This is a genomic window from Streptomyces sp. NPDC093089, from assembly GCF_044754405.1.
Classification (GTDB): domain Bacteria; phylum Actinomycetota; class Actinomycetes; order Streptomycetales; family Streptomycetaceae; genus Streptomyces.
This window is the reverse complement of sequence record NZ_JBIVPA010000004.1, coordinates 154,105-173,317: the sequence shown is the minus strand read 5'-3', so window position 1 is coordinate 173,317 and position 19,213 is coordinate 154,105. Positions and strand designations below refer to the sequence as shown.

The 19,213-nt window shown below is 70.5% G+C and carries 12 protein-coding genes, 3 tRNA genes and 1 pseudogene; 8 read left to right on the top strand and 8 right to left on the bottom strand.

All coding sequences use genetic code 11. The annotated features are described in order from the left end of the window. Positions 1–101: 101 nt before the first annotated feature. The gene (locus ACIQFX_RS10810; protein ID WP_376485400.1) at positions 102–1,106 is read left to right on the top strand and encodes an RNA polymerase sigma factor; all 1,005 of its coding nucleotides are present in this window, start codon (positions 102–104) and stop codon (positions 1,104–1,106) included. On the opposite strand, the gene ACIQFX_RS10805 is transcribed toward ACIQFX_RS10810, so the two are convergent. The 5 genes from ACIQFX_RS10805 to ACIQFX_RS10785 form a co-directional block, all read right to left on the bottom strand. After that, on the bottom strand, positions 1,103–2,308 hold the full coding sequence (locus ACIQFX_RS10805) for a TerD family protein (RefSeq protein ID WP_402460942.1): 1,206 nt from the start codon (positions 2,306–2,308) through the stop codon (positions 1,103–1,105). The genes ACIQFX_RS10810 and ACIQFX_RS10805 overlap by 4 nt on opposite strands. A 34-nt stretch (positions 2,309–2,342) precedes the next feature. Then, positions 2,343–4,283 carry an ABC transporter ATP-binding protein gene (locus tag ACIQFX_RS10800; RefSeq protein WP_402460940.1) on the bottom strand — a complete coding sequence of 647 codons (1,941 nt, stop codon included), beginning with the start codon at positions 4,281–4,283 and terminating at the stop codon, positions 2,343–2,345. Then, a complete protein-coding gene (locus tag ACIQFX_RS10795) occupies positions 4,283–6,016 on the bottom strand; it encodes an ABC transporter ATP-binding protein (RefSeq protein WP_402460939.1) in 1,734 nt (577 codons plus the stop codon). Before ACIQFX_RS10795 ends, ACIQFX_RS10800 begins: the two co-directional genes overlap by 1 nt. Before the next feature lie 349 nt (positions 6,017–6,365). After that, the gene (locus ACIQFX_RS10790) at positions 6,366–7,805 is read right to left on the bottom strand and encodes an FGGY family carbohydrate kinase (protein WP_402460937.1); all 1,440 of its coding nucleotides are present in this window, start codon (positions 7,803–7,805) and stop codon (positions 6,366–6,368) included. Positions 7,806–7,855: 50 nt separating this feature from the next. Next, complete coding sequence (locus ACIQFX_RS10785; RefSeq protein ID WP_402460935.1) at positions 7,856–8,167, bottom strand: YtxH domain-containing protein; 312 nt, start codon at positions 8,165–8,167, stop codon at positions 7,856–7,858. A gap of 136 nt (positions 8,168–8,303) precedes the next feature. Between ACIQFX_RS10785 and ACIQFX_RS10780 the strand changes: the two genes are divergently transcribed. The 4 genes from ACIQFX_RS10780 to ACIQFX_RS10765 all read left to right on the top strand — a co-directional run bounded on the left by ACIQFX_RS10780 (position 8,304) and on the right by ACIQFX_RS10765 (position 9,782). After that, positions 8,304–8,376: transfer RNA gene (locus tag ACIQFX_RS10780), tRNA-Asn, on the top strand. Between the two features lie 5 nt (positions 8,377–8,381). After that, positions 8,382–8,457: transfer RNA gene (locus tag ACIQFX_RS10775), tRNA-Asn, on the top strand. Between the two features lie 162 nt (positions 8,458–8,619). Then, positions 8,620–8,696 (top strand) — tRNA-Ile (locus ACIQFX_RS10770). A gap of 645 nt (positions 8,697–9,341) precedes the next feature. Further along, positions 9,342–9,782 carry a CGNR zinc finger domain-containing protein gene (locus ACIQFX_RS10765; protein WP_402460934.1) on the top strand — a complete coding sequence of 147 codons (441 nt, stop codon included), beginning with the start codon at positions 9,342–9,344 and terminating at the stop codon, positions 9,780–9,782. Here the strand turns inward: ACIQFX_RS10765 and ACIQFX_RS10760 are convergent. Further along, complete coding sequence (locus ACIQFX_RS10760; protein WP_402460933.1) at positions 9,755–10,675, bottom strand: helix-turn-helix domain-containing protein; 921 nt, start codon at positions 10,673–10,675, stop codon at positions 9,755–9,757. The genes ACIQFX_RS10765 and ACIQFX_RS10760 overlap by 28 nt on opposite strands. A 179-nt stretch (positions 10,676–10,854) precedes the next feature. On the opposite strand from ACIQFX_RS10760, the gene ACIQFX_RS10755 reads away from it, so the two are divergent. Then, entirely contained in the window at positions 10,855–11,760 is a 906-nt protein-coding gene (locus ACIQFX_RS10755) for an NADP-dependent oxidoreductase (RefSeq protein WP_402460931.1), read from the top strand. A gap of 286 nt (positions 11,761–12,046) precedes the next feature. Here the strand turns inward: ACIQFX_RS10755 and ACIQFX_RS10750 are convergent. After that, positions 12,047–12,254, bottom strand: a pseudogene (locus ACIQFX_RS10750) (metallophosphoesterase); the annotation flags it as partial. 1,039 nt (positions 12,255–13,293) lie between these two features. Between ACIQFX_RS10750 and ACIQFX_RS10745 the strand changes: the two are divergent. After that, positions 13,294–16,356 (top strand): NPCBM/NEW2 domain-containing protein, encoded by a 3,063-nt coding sequence (locus tag ACIQFX_RS10745; RefSeq protein ID WP_402460929.1) that lies wholly within the window; start codon positions 13,294–13,296, stop codon positions 16,354–16,356. Between the two features lie 291 nt (positions 16,357–16,647). Next, positions 16,648–17,112, top strand: coding sequence for a hypothetical protein (locus ACIQFX_RS10740; protein ID WP_402460927.1), 465 nt, complete (start codon positions 16,648–16,650; stop codon positions 17,110–17,112). A 69-nt stretch (positions 17,113–17,181) separates the two neighbouring features. Here the strand turns inward: ACIQFX_RS10740 and ACIQFX_RS10735 are convergent, their stop codons facing one another. Beyond that, on the bottom strand, positions 17,182–19,128 hold the full coding sequence (locus ACIQFX_RS10735; protein WP_402460926.1) for a hypothetical protein: 1,947 nt from the start codon (positions 19,126–19,128) through the stop codon (positions 17,182–17,184). Between the last annotated feature and the right edge of the window lie 85 nt (positions 19,129–19,213).

Sequence of the window (19,213 nt, the reverse complement as noted above, 5' to 3'; positions counted from 1 at the left end):
GAACGGACTCAAAAAGTCACCGCACGCCCCTCGTGGCGGCGATGTGTCGTACCCCACACTGGGTGACGGTGCCGTTCCGCCCCACCTGGAGGTCGCCCGCCGTGCAGACCGAGATCCAGACCACCGAACCGGACGAGCAGGCCGAACGCCCCGAGGTCCCGGTCCAGCGGCGCAGGACCGACCTCGGCGGCAACGGCCCCTCCTCCGACCTCTTCCGCCAGTACCTCCGCGAGATCGGCCGCATCCCGCTGCTCACCGCCGAGGAGGAGGTCGAGCTCGCCCGCCGGGTCGAGGCGGGGCTCTTCGCCGAGGAGAAGCTCGCCAACACCCCTGATCTGGACACCCGGTTGGCCGGTGACCTCGACCGGATCGTCGTCCTCGGCCGGATCGCCAAGCGGAAGCTGATCGAGGCCAACCTCCGCCTCGTCGTCTCCGTCGCCAAGCGGTACGTGGGCCGCGGCCTCACCATGCTCGACCTCGTCCAGGAGGGGAACCTCGGCCTCATCAGGGCCGTGGAGAAGTTCGACTACGCGCGCGGCTACAAGTTCTCGACGTACGCCACCTGGTGGATCCGCCAGGCGATGTCCCGGGCCCTCGCCGACCAGGCCCGGACCATCCGCGTCCCCGTGCACGTCGTCGAACTCATCAACCGGGTCATCCGCGTCCAGCGCCGCATGCTCCAGGAGCGCGGCTACGAACCCACCGCCGAGGAGGTCGCCGCCCAGCTCGACCTGGCCCCCGAACGCGTCGGCGAGGTCCTCCGCCTCGCCCAGGAACCGGTCTCCCTGCACGCCCCCGTCGGCGAGGAGGACGACGTCGCACTCGGCGACCTCATCGAGGACGGCGACGCCGCCTCACCCGTCGAGTCCGCCGCCTTCCTGCTGCTCCGCCGCCACCTGGAGGACGTCCTCTCCACCCTCGGCGAGCGCGAACGCAAGGTCGTCCAGCTCCGCTACGGACTCGACGACGGCCGGCCCCGCACCCTGGAGGAGATAGGGCGCATCTTCGGCGTGACGCGCGAACGCATACGCCAGATCGAGTCCAAGACCCTCACCAAACTGCGGGACCACGCCTACGCGGACCAACTGCGCGGCTACCTGGACTAGGACGGGCCCTTGTCGACGTCCAAGAGGGTCAGCGTCCACGGGCCCGCCGCGTAGTAGCGCAGCACCAGCGGACCCGCCTGGAGCGGAATCGACCGCCGCAGTTTCCCGTTGGCGGTCATCAGCAGATCGTCGTCCTTCGGCACGGTCGTGCGGCCCTCCACCCTGTACGTGTAGGCGCTGATGTATCCCCCGTCGATCTCCAGCGAGCCGTAGAAGTCGACCTGAAGGTCGGCCACCGGGCCGGTGTACAGGATCGGCTCGGGGCCGTAGCCGTGGAGGACCGTCTCGATGCGGCGGGCCGCCGCGACCGGCTTCACCCGCAGCACCCACCGGCCCGGGGCGACGATCCGGAGGCGCAGCGGACGGCCCTCCGGAGCCTCCAGGATCTTGCAGCCCCGGAAGTCGGGCAGCGCGTTGGCGAAGAGGAACTCCTCGTCCCTGTTCCACTTGGAGAGCGGATGGACGGAGACGTACCCCTCTCCCTCGTGCGCCATCTCGACGAGGACGGGACCCGGCGGGACCGAGGCGTCGACGGTGACCACCCGGTGGCCGTGGCCCTCGGCGGTGAAGGGCTCGAAGACCGGGCCGAACTCCCAGCCGTCGACCAGCTCGTACGGCCGCTCCGGCGGCGGGAAGCACCCCGGCAGGTACCCGCCGGGGGCAGGAGCCCCGCCCGGAACCTTCACCACACCGGTCAGCCGTACCGGCCGCGCGAGAGCCGGTACCCGCTCGTCCTCGGCGACCTCGACCCCGTACGCCGTGACGAGCCCGGCGAGTCCGGAGCCGTACCCCTCCGCGAGACCGTCGAACTTCCAGCCGCCCGCCTCCCGGTAGAAGACACCGAAGGCGACGGCGGGCACGTCGGGCGCTTCCACCGGCGCGTAGGAGAGGACGGGTGAGCCGTCCGGCGCGACCACGTCCAGCACCGGGGGGATCCCGAATCCGCCGTGTCGGCTCCAGCCGGCGACCACGATCCGCTCGACCTCGGACTCGACCCCGTTCAGATCGAGTTCGAAGCCCGAAGGGCCGGTCAGCACCGCCCCCGACGGGTGCGAGGGCTGCTCCTCGAAGACCAGATCCGCGTCCCCGCGGACCCGGCCCGACCCATCGAGGAGCAGCACCGCCGGCTCCGCCCCCGGTATGCGCGCCCGGAGGGCGACCGAAGGCACCCAGTACCCCGTGTTCTTCACCGCGTGACCCATGCCGCACATCATGCGGCATGGGTCACATGCCCGTTCAGTCGACCTCGGCGACCGCCTGCGCGAACTGCGCCGCGTACAGCCGGGCGTAGGCCCCGCCGGACGCCAACAGCTGCTCGTGGGTGCCCTGTTCGACGATCGAGCCGTTCTCCATCACCAGGATGACGTCCGCGTCCCGGATCGTGGAGAGCCGGTGGGCGATGACGAACGAGGTGCGGCCGTGGGCGAGTCGGGCCATCGCCTTCTGGATGAGCACCTCGGTGCGGGTGTCCACGGAGCTGGTGGCCTCGTCGAGGACGAGTATCACCGGGTCGGACAGGAACGCCCGGGCGATGGTGATCAGCTGCTTCTCGCCCGCGCTGACCCCCGCCCCGTCGTCGTCGATCACCGTGTCGTAGCCGTCGGGCAGGGTGCGGACGAACCGGTCGGCGTGCGCGGCCCGCGCGGCCCTCTCGATCTCCTCGCGGGTCACCTCGCGCGTGGCGCCGTACGCGATGTTCTCCGCGATGGTGCCGCCGAAGAGCCAGGTGTCCTGGAGGACCATGCCGATGTCGGCCCGCAGTTCCGCGCGGGGCATCTTGGCGATGTCGACCCCGTCGAGGGTGATCCGGCCGCCCGTGACCTCGTAGAACCGCATGAGGAGGTTGACCAGGGTCGTCTTGCCGGCGCCGGTCGGGCCGACGATCGCGACCGTCTGGCCCGGCTCCACGGTGAGCGACAGGTCCTCGATGAGCGGCTTGTCGGCCTCGTAGCGGAAGGCGACGTCCTCCAGCGCGACCCTGCCCTTGACGTCCGCCGGACCGAGGTCCCGCGGCGCCTCGCTCCTCGGCGCGTCCGGCTCCTGCTCCTGGGCGTCGAGCAGCTCGAAGATCCGCTCGGCCGAGGCGACGCCCGACTGCACCAGGTTCGCCATCGACGCGACCTGCGTCAGCGGCATCGAGAACTGGCGCGAGTACTGGATGAAGGCCTGCACGTCACCGATGGACAGCGAGCCGGTCGCCACCTTCAGGCCGCCGACGACGGCCACCAGGACGTAGTTGATGTTCGAGATGAAGACCATCACCGGCTGCATCACGCCGCTGTTGAACTGCGCCTTGAACCCGGCCTCGTACAGGGCCTCGTTCTGCTCGCGGAAGTCCCGCGCGGACTCGTCCTGCCGCCCGAAGACCTTCACCAGGGTGTGCCCGGTGTACATCTCCTCCACGTGGGCGTTGAGCGTGCCCGTGGACTTCCACTGCTGCACGAAGTGCGGCTGCGACCGCTTGCCGATCTTCGCGGCGACGAACACCGACACGGGCACCGTCACCAGCGCCACCAGCGCGAGCAGCGGCGAGATCCAGAGCATCATGGCGAGCACGCCGACGATGGTGAGCAGTGAGTTGATCAGCTGGCCCATCGACTGCTGGAGCGTCTGCGAGATGTTGTCGATGTCGTTGGTCGCCCGGGACAGCACCTCGCCGCGCTTCGCCTTGTCGAAGTACGACAGGGGGAGGCGCGCCAGCTTCGTCTGGACGTCCTCCCGCATCCGGTAGACCGTCCGGTTGATCACCTTGATCGACATGCGGGTGGAGACCAGCATGAGCAGGCCGGCCGCCACGTACACCCCGAGGACCACGAGCAGCACCTGGCCGACCGCGGCGAAGTCGATGCCCTGGCCCGGCGTGAAGTCGACCCCGGACAGCATGTCCGCCATGCCGTCGTCGCCCGAGGCGCGCAGGCCGGCGATCGCCTCCGCCTTCGTCCCGCTCTCGATCTGGTGCCCGACGACGCCCGCGAAGACGAGGTCGGTCGCCTTGCCGAGGATCTTCGGGCCGACCACGGAGGCCGCCACCGACAGTACGCCGGCGAACAGCATCACCCACAGGGCGCCGCGCTCGGGAGCCAGCTGCCGCAGCAGCCGCTTGCCCGAGCCCTTGAAGTCCATCGACCGCTGGTCGGGGCCGCCACCGGCCATCATGCGTCCACCAGGACCGGCCATCAGGCTGCCTCCGCCTCGGTCAGCTGGGAGAGCACGATCTCCCGGTACGTCTCGTTGCCCGCCATCAGCTCCTGGTGCCGTCCGGTGCCGACGACGCGGCCCTCGTCGAGGACGACGATCCGGTCGGCGTCCCGGATGGTGGAGACGCGCTGGGCGACGATCACCACGGTCGAGTCGGCCGTCTCGCGGGCCAGCGCGGCCCGCAGCAGGGCGTCCGTCTCGTAGTCGAGCGCCGAGAACGAGTCGTCGAAGAGGTAGATCTCCGGGCGCTGCACCAGCGTCCGGGCGATGGCGATCCGCTGCCGCTGCCCGCCGGACACGTTGGTGCCGCCCTGCGCGATCGGGGCGTTGAGGCCGGCCTCCAGCTTGCGGACGAAGTCGGCGGCCTGGGCGACCTCCAGGGCGTGCCAGAGCTCCTCGTCGGTCGCGTCGGGCTTGCCGTACCGCAGGTTGGTCGCGACGGTGCCGGAGAAGAGGTACGGCTTCTGGGGGACGAGTCCCACGGTCCGTGCCATCAGCTTCGGGTCGAGCTTCCGGACGTCGACGCCGTCGACGAGGACCTCGCCGCCGGTGGCGTCGAAGAGCCGGGGCACGAGCCCGAGGAGGGTCGACTTCCCGCTGCCGGTGGACCCGATGATCGCGGTGGTCTCGCCGGGCCGGGCGACCAGCCCGACGTCCTTGAGCACCGGCTCCTCCGCACCCGGATACCGGAAGTCCGCGCTCCTGACCTCCAGGTGCCCGCGGCGGTCGAGGGTCGTCACCGGCTCGGCCGGCGGCACGACGCTGGACTCGGTCGCGAGGACCTCCTCGATGCGCTCCGCGCACACCTCGGCCCGCGGCACCATCATGAACATGAAGGTGGCCATCATCACGGACATCACGATCTGCATCAGATAGGCGAGGAAGGCGGTCAGCGCGCCGATCTCCATCCCGCCGCTGTCGATGCGGTGCGCGCCGAACCAGACGACGGCCACGCTGGAGACGTTCACGACGGTCATCACGACCGGGAACATCAGCGCCATCAGCCGCCCGGTCGCCATCGACACGTCCGTCAGCTCGGCGTTGGCCCCGCGGAAGCGCTCCTCCTCGTACCCGTCCTTCACGAAGGCCCGGATGACGCGGTTGCCGGTGATCTGCTCGCGCAGCACCCGGTTCACCGTGTCGAGGCGCTCCTGCATGGTCCGGAACAGCGGCCGCATCCGCCGCACGATCAGCGAGACGGAGACGCCGAGGACCGGCACCACCGCGAGCAGGACGGCCGAAAGCGGCACGTCCTGGCCGAGCGCCATCACGATGCCGCCGACACACATGATCGGCGCGGAGACCATCAGGGTGAACGCCATCAGGGCCAGCATCTGGACCTGCTGCACGTCATTGGTCGTACGGGTGATCAGCGAGGGCGCGCCGAAGTGGCCGAGCTCCCGCGCGGAGAACGACTGGACGCGGTCGAAGACCGCGCCGCGGATGTCGCGGCCGAGCGCGGACGCCGTCCGGGCCCCGTAGAACACGGCCCCGATGTTGCACACGACCTGCACCACGGACACGCCGATCATCAGCGCGCCGAACCGCAGGATGTAGCCGGTGTCCCCGTTCACGACACCGTTGTCGATGATGTCGGCGTTCAGGGTCGGCAGGTAGAGGCTCGCGCAGGTCTGGAGGAACTGGAGCAGGACGAGCAGGGCGATGGGTTTTCGATAGGGCCGCAGATGGGTTCGGAGAAGTCTTATGAGCACGGCTCCACTATCGCCCGCACCCCCGGGACGTTACGACTCGGTTTGCCGCGTGTCCGGGGGTGTCCGGCGAACCCTGGCGAAGACTTTACGAACCGTGCGCGACAAGGCCTCCCGGCACGTGCCCGCCCGGGGCGTCCTGCCGCTCAGGGGGCGTCCCACCGATCAGCCCGGACACCCCCTGGCCCTGTAGGCCGGACAGCCCATGGCTCGACCAGGCCGACAGGCCGGGCCCGACCAGGTCGGACGCTTCCTGGCCCGATCAGGCCGGACACCCCTGGGGCTGATCAGGCCGGACACCCCTGGGGCTGATCAGGCCGGACACCCCTGGGCCCGATCAGGCCGGGCACCCCTAGCCGGCGAACGAGCCCGGGTGGATCTGCTCCCGCGTCGCCACGTACTGCTGGCGGACCGCCTGGCCCGCGGGGAGGTCGTCGCCCGGCTCCAGGAGCTGCGCGGCCGCGCCCTGCCAGGCCGGGGGAGCGGACGGCGACAGCGTGCCGCGGGCCGCGCCGAGGGCCCAGGCGGCCTGCCGGGCCGCGCCGAGGGCGGCGTAGTCGGCCGGCTGGGGGACGACGACCTGGGCGCCGAACAGCGCGGGCGCGAGCGCCTGCACGGCCGGCAGGGCGGCCGCGGCCCCGAGCAGGAAGATCCGCCGCACCTCGACGCCCCGCCCGCGCAGCACGTCCAGGGCGTCGCCGAGCGCGCAGAGCATCCCCTCGAACGCCGCCCGCGCCAGGTGCTCGGGCTTCATCGACTCGCGCCGCAGCCCGCTGAGCGTGCCCGCGGCGTGCGGCAGGCTCGGCGTCCGCTCGCCCTCCAGGTAGGGCAGCAGGACGAGCCCGTACGCGCCGGGGGTCGACTTCAGGGCGAGCGCGGAGAGCTCCTCCAGGGATTCGACGCCCAGCATCTCGGCGGTGCCGCGCAGCGCCCGCACCGCGTTGGAGGTGTGGACGACGGGCAGGTGCATGCCGGTGGCGTCGGCGAACGAGGTGATCATGCCGTTCGGGTCGGCCAGGGCCTCGTGGTGCACGGCCATCACCGAGCCGGACGCGCCGAGCGAGACCACCGCGTCGCCGTGCCCCAGGCCGAGGCCGAGCGCGGCGGCCATCGTCTCGCCCGTACCGGCGGAGATCAGCAGGCCTTCGGGGGTGGTGCCGGCCGCCTCGGCCGGGCCGAGGACCTCGGGCAGCACCGCCTGGTGGCCGAGCGCCAGTTCCACCAGGTCGGGGCGGTAGGCACCGGTGCGGGCGGACCAGTAGCCGGTGCCGGAGGCGGCGCCGCGGTCCGTGGTGCGGCGGGCGGGCCGGCCGAGGAGCTGCCAGACCAGCCAGTCGTGGGGCTGGAGGATCATCGCGATCCGGCGGGCGTGGTCGGGTTCCGTGCGGGCCAGCCAGCGGAGCTTCGCGACCGCCTGCCCGGGGCCGGGGACGCAGCCGACGGCCTCGGCCCACGCCTGGCGTCCGCCGAGCGACTCGACGAGGTCGGCGGCGGCGATCTGGGCGCGCTTGTCGTTGCGGACGAGCGCGGGCCGCACCAGGCCGCCCTGCGCGTCGAGCGGCACGAGCCCGTGCTGCTGCGCCGAGACGCCGATGGCCTCCACGCCCTCCAGGATCCCGCCGGTGGCGGCCTCTCCGAGCGAGAGCAGCCACGACTGCGGATCGACGTCGACGGCCTTCGGTTCACCGGGATGCGCGGCGTAGCCCTGCCGCAGTACGGCACCCGTGTCCGTGTCACAGACGACGATGCGTGTGAACTCAGCAGAGCTGTCCAGTCCGGCGACTATCCCCATGGCACTTGATTCTGCCGCACGCGGGGGCGATACGGGTGCCCCGGCGGCGTTCAGGTGTTGCTGGTGCCCCAGTCGTCGTCCTCGACCTTGCCGTTCACCCGGCCGCGGTTGCGCAGCGCGTGCACCCGGTCGGTCACGGAGGAGGGCAGCCGGTCGCCCATGGTGTCGCCCACGACGTGCGCCGCCTTGCCCGCGACCTGGCGTCCGGTCTGCGCGGCGGACTCGGCCGCGTTGCGCACGGCCGGGCTCTGCGCGAAGTCCTGCGCGGACTTCTTCATCTGCTCGTACCGCTCGCGCCCTGCCCGCGTCCCGACCACGTAACCGAGGGCTAGTCCCACGACGAACGTCAGCTTGTACCGCACGGCTGCGATCCTTCCCTGGAGGCCCTGGGGATACCGATTGGCGGAGCACCCCCCTGCTTGCGCTAATGTATGTCTCGCAGCGAGCGAGTGCCTTCCCGGTTCGGCCGGACAGGGGCCGTTCGGTGCAACGCAGCAATCCCCTGTAGCTCAATTGGCAGAGCAGCCGGCTGTTAACCGGCAGGTTACTGGTTCGAGTCCAGTCGGGGGAGCGCGATCCCCTGTAGCTCAATTGGCAGAGCATTCGGCTGTTAACCGGAGGGTTACTGGTTCGAGTCCAGTCGGGGGAGCCAAACGAAAGAGGACCCTTCGGGGTCCTTTTTCGCGTCTCGGGGAACCATGCGCGGTCGCATGCGGTCTTCATGGTCGGCAGAGCCGATCTTCCGGAGCAGGAGATCGTATGAGCGGCTATGCTGCGGCAGACGGCGCGCACACATGTACGCGCCTCACCGTTCGGGGCGGTAGCTCAGCCGGTTAGAGCAGCGGACTCATAATCCGTCGGCCGTGGGTTCGAGTCCCACCCGCCCCACCAAGAAAAACGTTCTGACCTGCGAAAACGCCCCGGAAGGGGTGTTTTCGCGTGCAGTGATCGGCTCTCGTCGGTGCGGCGAAACTGGTGCCCTGGGGTCGCCTCGCCGGGTCCGTGCCTTCTTGACCTGCGGTTCCGGGTGGAGCGCAACCGTGGGAGCGATATCGATGATCCCACGGCGATCCCACGGCTCCTGCATGTGACACGCCGCACACCGAGCCGAATTTGCGCGCCCTCGTCGACACCCTCTTCGGCCAGGTGATCGGTTGCCCGTCGGTGAGGACTTCGGGTCCGCTTGTGCCTGTCAGCAGCCAGGCCGCTCATGCTGCACGCGGTCGTCATGGTCACCCGCAGTGACCACGCCCGCCTGAAGGACTCACGGGAGTCCAAGGTCGGCCATAAGGAGACCGGCCCGCTCGGCAAGCGCGTCGGGCTGAGCGTCCGTAGGGGCCGTGTGGGGAGTCAGGACTTCAGGGGAGTGAAGTCCGCTGTGCCGTGGGGGCGTCCGTTGATAGGGAGCCGAACGCGGTGCACGCCGGGGTGGTGGCGGGTGGTGAGGTGGCGGAAGGGGCGCGGTACAGCGCCTCCAGGACGGGCAGGGCGGGGGTCGGGTCGGCGACGAGTGCGGGCAGGCTGGGTGAGCTGCTGGTGTCCTGGCGGGAGAAGGTGCTCGACCGGCAACTCGCGGACCTGCCCCTGGAGGACCTGGCGGAGCTGCGCGCCCCGGTCGGACGCGCTGCACGCGGCCGCGCGGCAGGCTCCGCTGCCGGCGCCGGCGGGGGCCCGGCTCAACGCACTGGCCGCGCGGCTCCAGTGACGTTCCGGGGCGACGATGCCGGGCATCTCACGGAGCAGGAGGCCGGCGGGCCGGTCGCGGCGGCGGTCGCCGGGCAGGCGCTCGTGCCGGCCGCCGGGCCGGAGCGGGCGCGGTTGCGGCGCTGTCCCGCGCCGAGCTGCGGGATGTGCTTCCTCGCGCGCGGGCGGGACCAGGCATGGTGCTCGATCGGCTGCGGCAAGCGGGCGCGCGCCGCCCGCCGGAGCGAGCAGTGCGCGGACATGCATCACGTATTTCTGTGCAGGAATCCGTGACCCGCGCCATCAGTTCCCCGACAGTCAGGGGTCGGCGCCGCCCAACTGCCGAGCAGACGCAGCGCGGCGTCCGCCCGGGCGTCGGGTGCCGTGAAGACGACCAGGGACAAGCCCTCGTCACCGGGCAGCGCGAGCGTCTCGTACGCGAGGTCGAAGCCGCCCACCACGGGATGCCGGAAGGTCTTGGTCCCGTGGGTCTTCTCCCGCACCTCCTGTGCCGCCCACAGGTACCGGAACTCCTTGCTGTGGCGGCTCAGTGCGGTGACGACCCGGGCCAGCCGTACGTCCCCGGGGCGACGCCCGGCCGACAGACGCAGGAAGCCGACGGTCTGCCGTGCCACGTCCGCCCACCGCGGGTACAGCTCCCGTGCGGCGGCGTCGAGGAAGACGTGCCGGGCGAGGTTGAGCCGGCGGGCCGGCTCCGGGGCCGGCCCACCGACCAGGGCGCGGGCCAGGCTGTTGGCGTCGAGGACGTCCATCGACGGGTCCAGGACGTACGCCGGGACGGCTCCCACCGCGTCCAGCAGCCGCCGCAGCCCGTCCCGTACGGAGACGTCGTCCTCCTCCGTCTCCTCGGCGCCGACCGGGGCCGAGGAGAGCGTCGCCCTTCCGCCGTGAGCCCGGTGCGCCAAGTCGTACAGGTGGGCCCGCTCGGTCGGATCGAGTCGCAGGACACGGGCCAGACTGTCGAGCACGGCGTCGGAGGGATTACGGGCCCGGCCCTGTTCCAGGCGTGCGTAGTAGACGGCACTGACGCCTGCGAGGTCGGCCACCTCCTCGCGCCGCAGCCCCGCCACCCGGCGCCTGTCGAGGACGGGGAGCCCGGCCTCCTGCGGAGTCACCCGGGAACGGCGGGAGCTCAGGAAGCGGCCGAGCTCGTTCGCTGAGTTCATGCGCGTCAGTATGTGCGGCACCGGTGGCGCTCTGCCTGTCCCTGCGAGTACCCCTCTGCCGGCCCCGCCCGCTTCTCGCCTGGTACTCGCGGGGTAATGGCTCCACGGCTACGGCGTCGCGAAGGTGACGGAGGTGCGACCGCACCGCACCCCATCCGACACGACAGGAGCCTGTTCTGATGCGCGCAGTGGTCTTCTCCCGGTACGGCGACGAAAACGTTCTGGAACTCACCCGGCGGCCGGTGCCGACACCCGGGGAGGGAGACGTCCTCGTGGAGGTGAAGGCGGCCGGGGTGAACCCGGTCGACTGGAAGCACCGCGAGGGGGCGGTGCGCAGCGACCAGCCGTTCCCGCTCGGCATGGGCTGGGACGTGTCCGGTGTCGTCCGGGCCACGGTGCCCGGCGGCCCGGCGATCGGTGCGGAGGTGTACGGGATGCTTCCGCTGCCGTACGGCGGCGCCTATCAGGAACTGGCCGTCCTGCCCTCCTCCGCCGTGGCGCCCAAGCCCGCCCGGCTGACCCACGCCGAGGCCGCCGCCGTGCCCCTGGCCGCGCTCACGGCGTGGCAGGCGCTGGAGGCGGCGGGCACGAGGGCCGGTCTGCGGGTCCTGGTGCACGCGGGAGCCGGCGGCGTCGGTCACTTCGCGGTGCAGTTCGCCCGCCACCTCGGCGCGCACGTCACCGCCACCGTCTCCGCCCGCAACCTGGATTTCCTGCGCCGCCTCGGCGTCGACGAGCCGATCGACCGCGCCACGACCGGACTGGCCGCCGCAGCGCCCTTCGACATCGTCCTGGACACCGTCGGAGGCCCGGTGCAGCACGCGTCCTGGCGGCTGCTACACCGCGGCGGCACCCTCATCACCCTCCCGGAACCCGTGGACGAGGCGTACCGCCTCCCCGGAATCAACGCCGACCGCGTCGTCGTCACCCCCGACGGAGAGGCCCTGCGGCGGATCGGCACGCTCATCGACTCCGGCGCCGTGCGTGTGGAGGTCCAAGCGGTCCTGCCGCTGGAGGAGGCGGCGGAGGCCCACCGCATCAGCAAGGAGGGTCGGGTACGCGGCAAGCTGGTCCTCACTCTCTGAGACGGCCTTCGGAGCGCGGAGGGGGCCGAGAGGGGTGTTCCACCGCGCGTTGCTCCGCAGCAGACCGGCCCGGCCGCGTCTGCATCGCCACCGACGGCCGCGGCATCTACTGGCAGCCGCGAAGGGCAACCAACGCGCTTCTGACGCAGAGCGGAGGGTAAGGGCCGAGGCCCGTCAGCCGAGTACGTTCTGGCGGTCCTCGACTCCGTCGGACCGCCTGGGAGCGGGGCCGTGGTGCTTTCGGCCAGGGGGGGGCGGGGTGATGCGCCGCGGTCGGCCCGGCCTCTTACCCGGCCCGACGCCGTTCCACCCCCGTCACGTCCGAAGGCGCGCCGACCCGGGCCGGTGGGCCCCGGACGCCCGCGCCCCGTGACACTCTCCGCGGCGTTCCAGCCTCGCGACTGTCGGGTTGGCCGGCTCCGCCACGCAATTCATCGGCCACGGCTGACCGCCGTGGATCCCGACAGTTGCAGGTGCACGCCGTGCCGTACGGCCTCGTCCACGAAGGCCGACCGGTGGGGCGTAGGCGTGGCGGAGCAGGCCGCTGCGCTTGACGCCGCGGCGGGAGCGCGGCACTCCGGATCAGGGCCCGGGCCGGTAGGGAGGTGGGAGAGCGCGGCGGGCGGCCGGCTCGGTGATCGGTTCGACGGCCAGGAGGGAGGGCTTCCACCCCAAGGCCGGGTGGTGGTGCCTTGAGGAGTCCTTCGCGGTCGAGGACGAGGGGGCCGCTTGGAACTGAAGTGGCCCCCTCCGACCGGCCGGTCTGGCTGTGCATGGGCGCCGACACCGCTTCCTCCCCTGCCGCAGTCGGACAGTTGTGCAGATGGGTCTGCGTGGCGGAACGCTACTCGCGTTCACCGCAGGCATGCAAGGCATTGATGAAAACTTTCATTCCGATCATCATCGGTTCGTTGCAAGTCCAGGGGTCGGCGTGAATTCACTCGCGCCGTTCCGGGCGGGATCGCCTTGTCGCGGCCGGCTGTCGGGCGGATGTCGGCCGGTCATGCCAGGCCGCTGACCTGCGGAGCGTCGCCGGATCCGGCATGTCGGGGCGGCGCGCTCGGGCTTGGGCGCTCGGCCCGCGGGCGACTGGGGCCGGCGCGATCGAACCGGACGCAACTATTGACAGCACTCTCGGTGAAGTACTCAATAGGCGACACAGTTCAACGTCTTCCAACATGGTGTGGCGATGAAGGGACGTCACCCCGTACCGCCCGCCGCGTGAGACAGCGTCGGCAAGCACACCCGAGCGCCCCGCAGTCGCGAGCTCGGGCGACCTCTCCGGCCGGAGGTACCCCCGGCCACGCTTCGCCATCGACGCGATCACGGCGATCTCGTACCGCACCCCCCGTCGGCAGGGCCGGATCCGCTCCGCCGCGCCTGGGCCGGCTCTGCCGTGCCCGGGTCGTCGACGGCTGCCGGGAGCCCCTTTGTCCCGGCGTCTCTCGCACCTCACCAGATGGACGGTCGAGCTCGACCGCGCTCGACCGCGCTCAGGACCGGAAACCCCCACACGAGAGGAACCGACCGCACATGCGTCGCATTGCTTGTGCACTCTCCGCCGTACTGGCAGCGGCTGCCACCGCCGTCGCCCTTCCCCCCGCACCCGCGGTGGCGGCGGCGACGGTGGAGCCGTACGTGATCGAAGTCGAGAGGATGGCGCTGACCAACTTCACGACATCCACCGTCAACCACACCTGGAACGGTGCTCCGGTCGACGACGTCACCTACGCCCAAGGCGTGGCAGGCCAGACGAGCACGGCCAGGACAACCTTCACCGGCCCCGACGGAACCTACGACCTCATCACGCGCTACAACGGCAAGACCGCGAACGGAGTGACCTACAGGCTCTCCGTCAACTCCGCCCCCGTGGATTCGTGGGCGACGTCCCAGCGGTGGGGCGGCGACTACACCGATCCGATGAACATCGACACCCGTACGTCGAGCGAAGTCACCCTCAAGGCCGGTGACACCATCGAGCTGACGGCTGTGTCCGCCGGTGAGGTGCCGCGCGTCGACAGCATCACGGTCCAGGAACACGTGGGGGCGCCGACCAGCACGCTGACCATCGACTCGCCGAACGCCACACTGAACAGCGGTTTCAACTGGGGCAAGAACCGGGCCCTGGGGATGACGTTCTACCCGGGAAACCCGATGATGGGGCACGAACCCGAGTGGTGGCGCCTCAAGAACTCCACGCACACCACGGTGGAGCCCGGCTACTGGGGCGCCTACACCAACCGGGAGTCGTACTACAACCGGGACATCTCCCACCAGTCGGACGGCGCGCACGCGCTCGGCCTCGACGCCGAGACGTTCCACATGATGAAGACGTTCGCCGGCGATGCCGACGATCCGGGCCAGAAGGGCTGGCCGCTGTGGGCGCACAGCTCCTACGGCGCCATGTACTACATCGACGGCACGGGCTTCCGGGAACTGCCCTCGCCGTTCAACGTGATGGCCAAGGCGTACAAGCAGTACCAGTGGACGGGCGACTCGGACTGGATCAACGACCCGACCCTTTCCGCGTACTACGACTCGACCATGGGCTCGTTCCTGACCGACCACGAGGTCACGTGGAACGACGCGGACCCGTCCGGCGAGCAGCCGGCGGCGAAGAAGCAGTCCGGGGAGTACTCGGCGACGTTCTTCGAGTTCGCGAACGAGAACCTCGTCTCCGCCGCCGATGCGCTCGGGTACCAGTACCAGTCGATGCTGGCGTACGCGGAGATCCTCAAGGCGAAGGGCGACAACGCCAACAGCGCGAAGTGGGCCGATCGCGCTCAGCGGGTGCGTGACCACTTCGAGGCGAAGTGGTGGGACGCCTCGAACAACCGGTACATCCGCGGCAAGGACGCCACGGGCAAGGGCTACAGCAGCTGGGGCCACGAGGCCAGCTTCCTGATGATGCTGACGGGCCTGGGCGACCACGGCCCCAGAACCAGCGGCTATCTGGACTTCATCGCCGCCAACGATGACGACCTGAACGTCGAGGCCACCTCCTACCTGCCGGAGATGTACTACCAGTACAACCGGTCCGCGGAGGGCTGGTCGTGGCTCAAGAAGCTCATGAACGGCAAGAACAGTTACCCGGAGATCTCGTTCCTGGCGGTCAGCAACACCATCGACGGCATGATGGGAGTGCAGCCGGACGCTCCGAACGGGAAACTGGCCACCGTCTCGCGGCTGACGTCCGAGACGCCGTGGGTGGAGATCGACCACCTCAAGGTCGGCGGCAACGACCTGAAGCTCAAGCACACCGGCACGACGAGCTCGACGCTGACCAACAACTCCGGCTCCTCCGTCGACTGGGAGGCCCAGTTCTACGGAACCCACGCCACGATCAACGTGAACGGCACCGAGCAGCCGGCACGGACCAAGTCGCTGTACGGCCAGACGGTGTCCTACGTGACCGTACCGCTGGCAGGCGGCGCGTCCGCGACCGCGACCGCCGGGACCGCGGGGGGCGACGTCACGGCGCCCACCGCGCCGGCCGACCTCACGGCGAGCAACGTGACGTCGAGCAGCGTGGAGCTGAACTGGAAGGCGTCGACCGACAACGTCGGTGTGACCGGCTACAACATCTACCGCGGCACCACGCTCGTCGGCACGTCGACGGGTACGACCTTCACCGCGACCGGGCTGTCGCCCTCGACGCCGTACACGTTCACGGTGCGGGCGGTCGACGCGGCGGAGAACTACTCCGCGGCCAGCGACACCGCCGCGGTCACCACCACCGCGGGCGGCCCGGCGGTCGACCTGAGCGATCTGACCTGGACCGACGCCCGGAGCGACTTCGGCACCGTCCAGAAGGACAGGAGCGTCGGGTCGAACCCTCTCAGGCTGAACGGCACCACGTACACCAAGGGCGTCGGTACGCACGCCAACGGCACCATCACGTACGCCCTGAACGGTGCCTACACGCGGTTCCGGTCGGATGTGGGTGTCGATGACGAGGTCGGTGCGAACGCGACGGTCCGGTTCGAGGTGTGGGGTGACGGGGTCAAGCTCTACGCGAGCCCGTCGGTGATGACGCCGTCGAGCGCGACCCAGTCCATCGACGTCAATGTCGCCGGGGTGAAGTCCCTGGTGCTGAAGGTGACGGACGCGGGCGACGGCATCGACAGCGACCACGCCGACTGGGCCGGGGCCAAGCTCATCGGGAACGTCCCGGCGCCGACGTCCCTCAGCGAACTGGACTGGACGGGTACTCCCACGATCGGGTGGGGTGCCGTCCAGAAGGACAGGAGCGTCGGGTCGAACCCTCTCAGGCTGAACGGCACCACGTACACCAAGGGCGTCGGTACGCACGCCAACGGCACCATCACGTACGCCCTGAACGGTGCCTACACGCGGTTCCGGTCGGATGTGGGTGTCGATGACGAGGTCGGTGCGAACGCGACGGTCCGGTTCGAGGTGTGGGGTGACGGGGTCAAGCTCTACGCGAGCCCGTCGGTGATGACGCCGTCGAGCGCGACCCAGTCCATCGACGTCAATGTCGCCGGGGTGAAGTCCCTGGTGCTGAAGGTGACGGACGCGGGCGACGGCATCGACAGCGACCACGCCGACTGGGCCGGGGCCGCATTGGTGAAGTAGCGCCGACACCCGATCCGGCGGGGAGCCCCACGGGGCGACCCGCCGGATCGGGCGTTGCGCCCCGCGCCCGATCCGGATTCCTGCCCGAGCCCTTGGGATATTCGTGAACACGACAGACCACACCACCGCACCGCCTCCGCTGGAGCTGGCCGACGGCCGTCCCGCCGCCGCTGCCTGGTCGCTCGATCCATCGGTCAAGCACCTGAACCACGGGTCGTTCGGAGCGGTGCCGCTGCCGGCTCAGGAGGAGCAGAACCGGCTTCGCCGGCGGATGGACGCCTCACCTGTGGAGTGGTTTCCCGCGCTTCCCCCGACCGGTTCGACACCCAGGGGACCGTCGACGCCACCAGCTACCTCGCCGCGCCCGCCGCCCTCGGCTTCATCGAGGACACCTGGGGGTGGGGGAAGGCCCGCACCTACATGCGCGAGCCGGCCGACCACGCGGAGCGGATCATCGCCGTGGCGTTCTCGGACCTGACCGGTCAGGACTGCCGCGTGGATGTGGGGATGCCGGTCGGTGCCATGCGGCTGGTGCGGCTGCCCGCGCCGTTGGCCGCCACCCGCGCCGAGGCCGACGCGCTACGTGACCGGGTCGGGCGGGAGCCGGGTGTCGCCGTGGCCATCACCAGCTTCGGAGGCGTCGGCTACCTGCGCCTTTCGGCGCACGTGTACAACACGGCCGCCGATTTCGAGTACTTCGCCGAGCACTGCGTTCCCGTGCTCGGGGCCTGGTCCCGCACCAGCGGGCGGGAGTGAGGGAACGCGAGGAGCCTCCGCCCCCGCTCAGGAGCGGAGGCGGAGGCGAGGGCGGAGGCCGGCCGGGCCTCAGCCGGCCTCGACGGTCACCGTCCGGCCCGGCTGCACGGAGACCTCGGCGTAGGTGTACGTCGTTCCGTCGACGACCTTGGTCCTGACCGGCCAGGCCGTACCGTCCACCGTGACCGACGAGCGTCGGCCGGGGAAGCGGGCTTCCCACGCGTACGCGGAGGACCCGTTGTTGGTCAGGGTCGACTTCGTGGATCCGTCATGCCGCAGCGCGAAGGTCTGGCCTCCGATCTCCAGTCGGTCGATCTTCAGCCAGCCCATGCCCGCCGGCAGGCGGGACTGCGTGGTGAGCCGGTGGTGGGGGGCGTCGGGCTCGACGCCCATGAGGCCCTTCACCGTCTGGTCGACCAGGGTGTACGAGACCTCCGGGTAGTCGCCGTTGGGTCCCTGCCGGGACACCGGGTGCTGGACGTCGCGCTGGTCGTAGACGTGGTTCATCCACTTCCACGCGGTGTCGTTGCGGTTGTGGGCGAAGAAGGTGTCGGGCAGGTACGAGATCGCCTCGATGTTGGCCGGCTTGCCGCTTCCGCTCGCCTGCTGGTCGACGTAGTCGAGGTAGGCGTCGTTGCGAGCTCCGGGGGCGATGAGCCGCTTCATGGGCATGAACCAGCTGTTCTCCTTGCCCCAGCCGGTGAGCGCCTGGCCGTCGACGGTGTAGCCCCGGACCATGGATTCACCGGAGCCGGTGCCGCTCCAGGTCGTGTTGAAGTACTCCTTGAGATCGGCGGCCTTCTCGGTGAAGCCGGCGGCCAGTGCGCTGTCGCCCTTGCCTTCCGCGAGGGCCGCCATGGCCAGGTACGCCTGGTACTGGGAGGCGATGGCGTCGCCCGACTCGGCGAGTCGTTCCTCGCCGACCTCGTTGTAGCTCGCGGCTCCGGCGAAGATGCCGTCGCCCGTGCCCTCGGCGACGCCGTTGGGCTTCTGGGCGTCGTGGAGCGCGATGAACTCCTTGGTGGTGTGCTGGTAGAAGTCCCACAGGACCGGGTCGTTCAGATACGCGGGGTCGCCGCTCCAGCGGTAGGCCTCATGGGCCTTCTCCACCAGCTCGAAGGGGGCGGGGACTTCGCGCACGTAGCTGTGGGGATTGCGGTAGTCGATCGACAGGTAGGTCTTGTTGTCGAAGTTGACGGCCCACACGGGGAAGTACTTGTGCTTGGCCGTGGACGAGGCGGCGAAGGCCCGCAGCATGCTCTTGTTCTCGGCGTGCAGGCCGAGCACGGCCGCGCCACCGAGCTGGTGGACCATGTCGCGCGAGTAGTAGGCGCTGCGGTGGGCGTAGCCCGCCCAGTAGGACGGGCCGTACGTCGCGCTGCCGGAGCCCGAGGGGTAGCGCTCGTCGACGTTCAGCGGGCCCACGGTGCCCGGCAGTTGGACCCAGCTGTTGGCCTTGCGCTTCGCCCAGTCGAACATCTCGACGACCTTCGGGTCGGACGAGGTCACGACCGGGTCGGCGGGGGCGGCCGGCGAGATCATGACATCGTCGGCGTTGACCCAGCCGTCGCCGGATTCGAAGGACGTCTCGAGCTGGTCGCCCGCCCTCAGTTCCACCCGGCTGATCGTGTAGCGGGCGTATGTGGAGCGGCTCGGCAGGCTGACCGCGCCGACGGTGGCGCCGTTGACCCGGACGACGAACCTGCCGCCGGTGCCGCCGGTGGCGATCCAGGCGGAGAAGTCGTACATGCCGGGGGCTTCGGCGGTGACCGTCTGCGAGACCCGTCTGCCCGCTCCCGCGTCCAGATAGACCAGTCCGGTGCCGCCGTGCGGGAGGTTGGAGGCGACGCCTGTGCCCGGGGTGAAGGCCCAGCCGGTGGAGCCCTGCTCGAACCCGGGGTTCGCGATGGTCAGCAGGGGCTGGCCCGCCGCGGCGGCCTGACCGCCCAGGGTCAGCGGGGTGAGCAGGGTCATGGCCGCGACGAGGGCCAGGCGTGCGGGGCGAGTGCGTCTCATGAGCTCTCCGGGCGAGTGGGCCGGTACGGGTGGCCGGACGCTAACAGTGCGCTTCGAGGCCCTGCAACACTCCTGCAAGATTCTT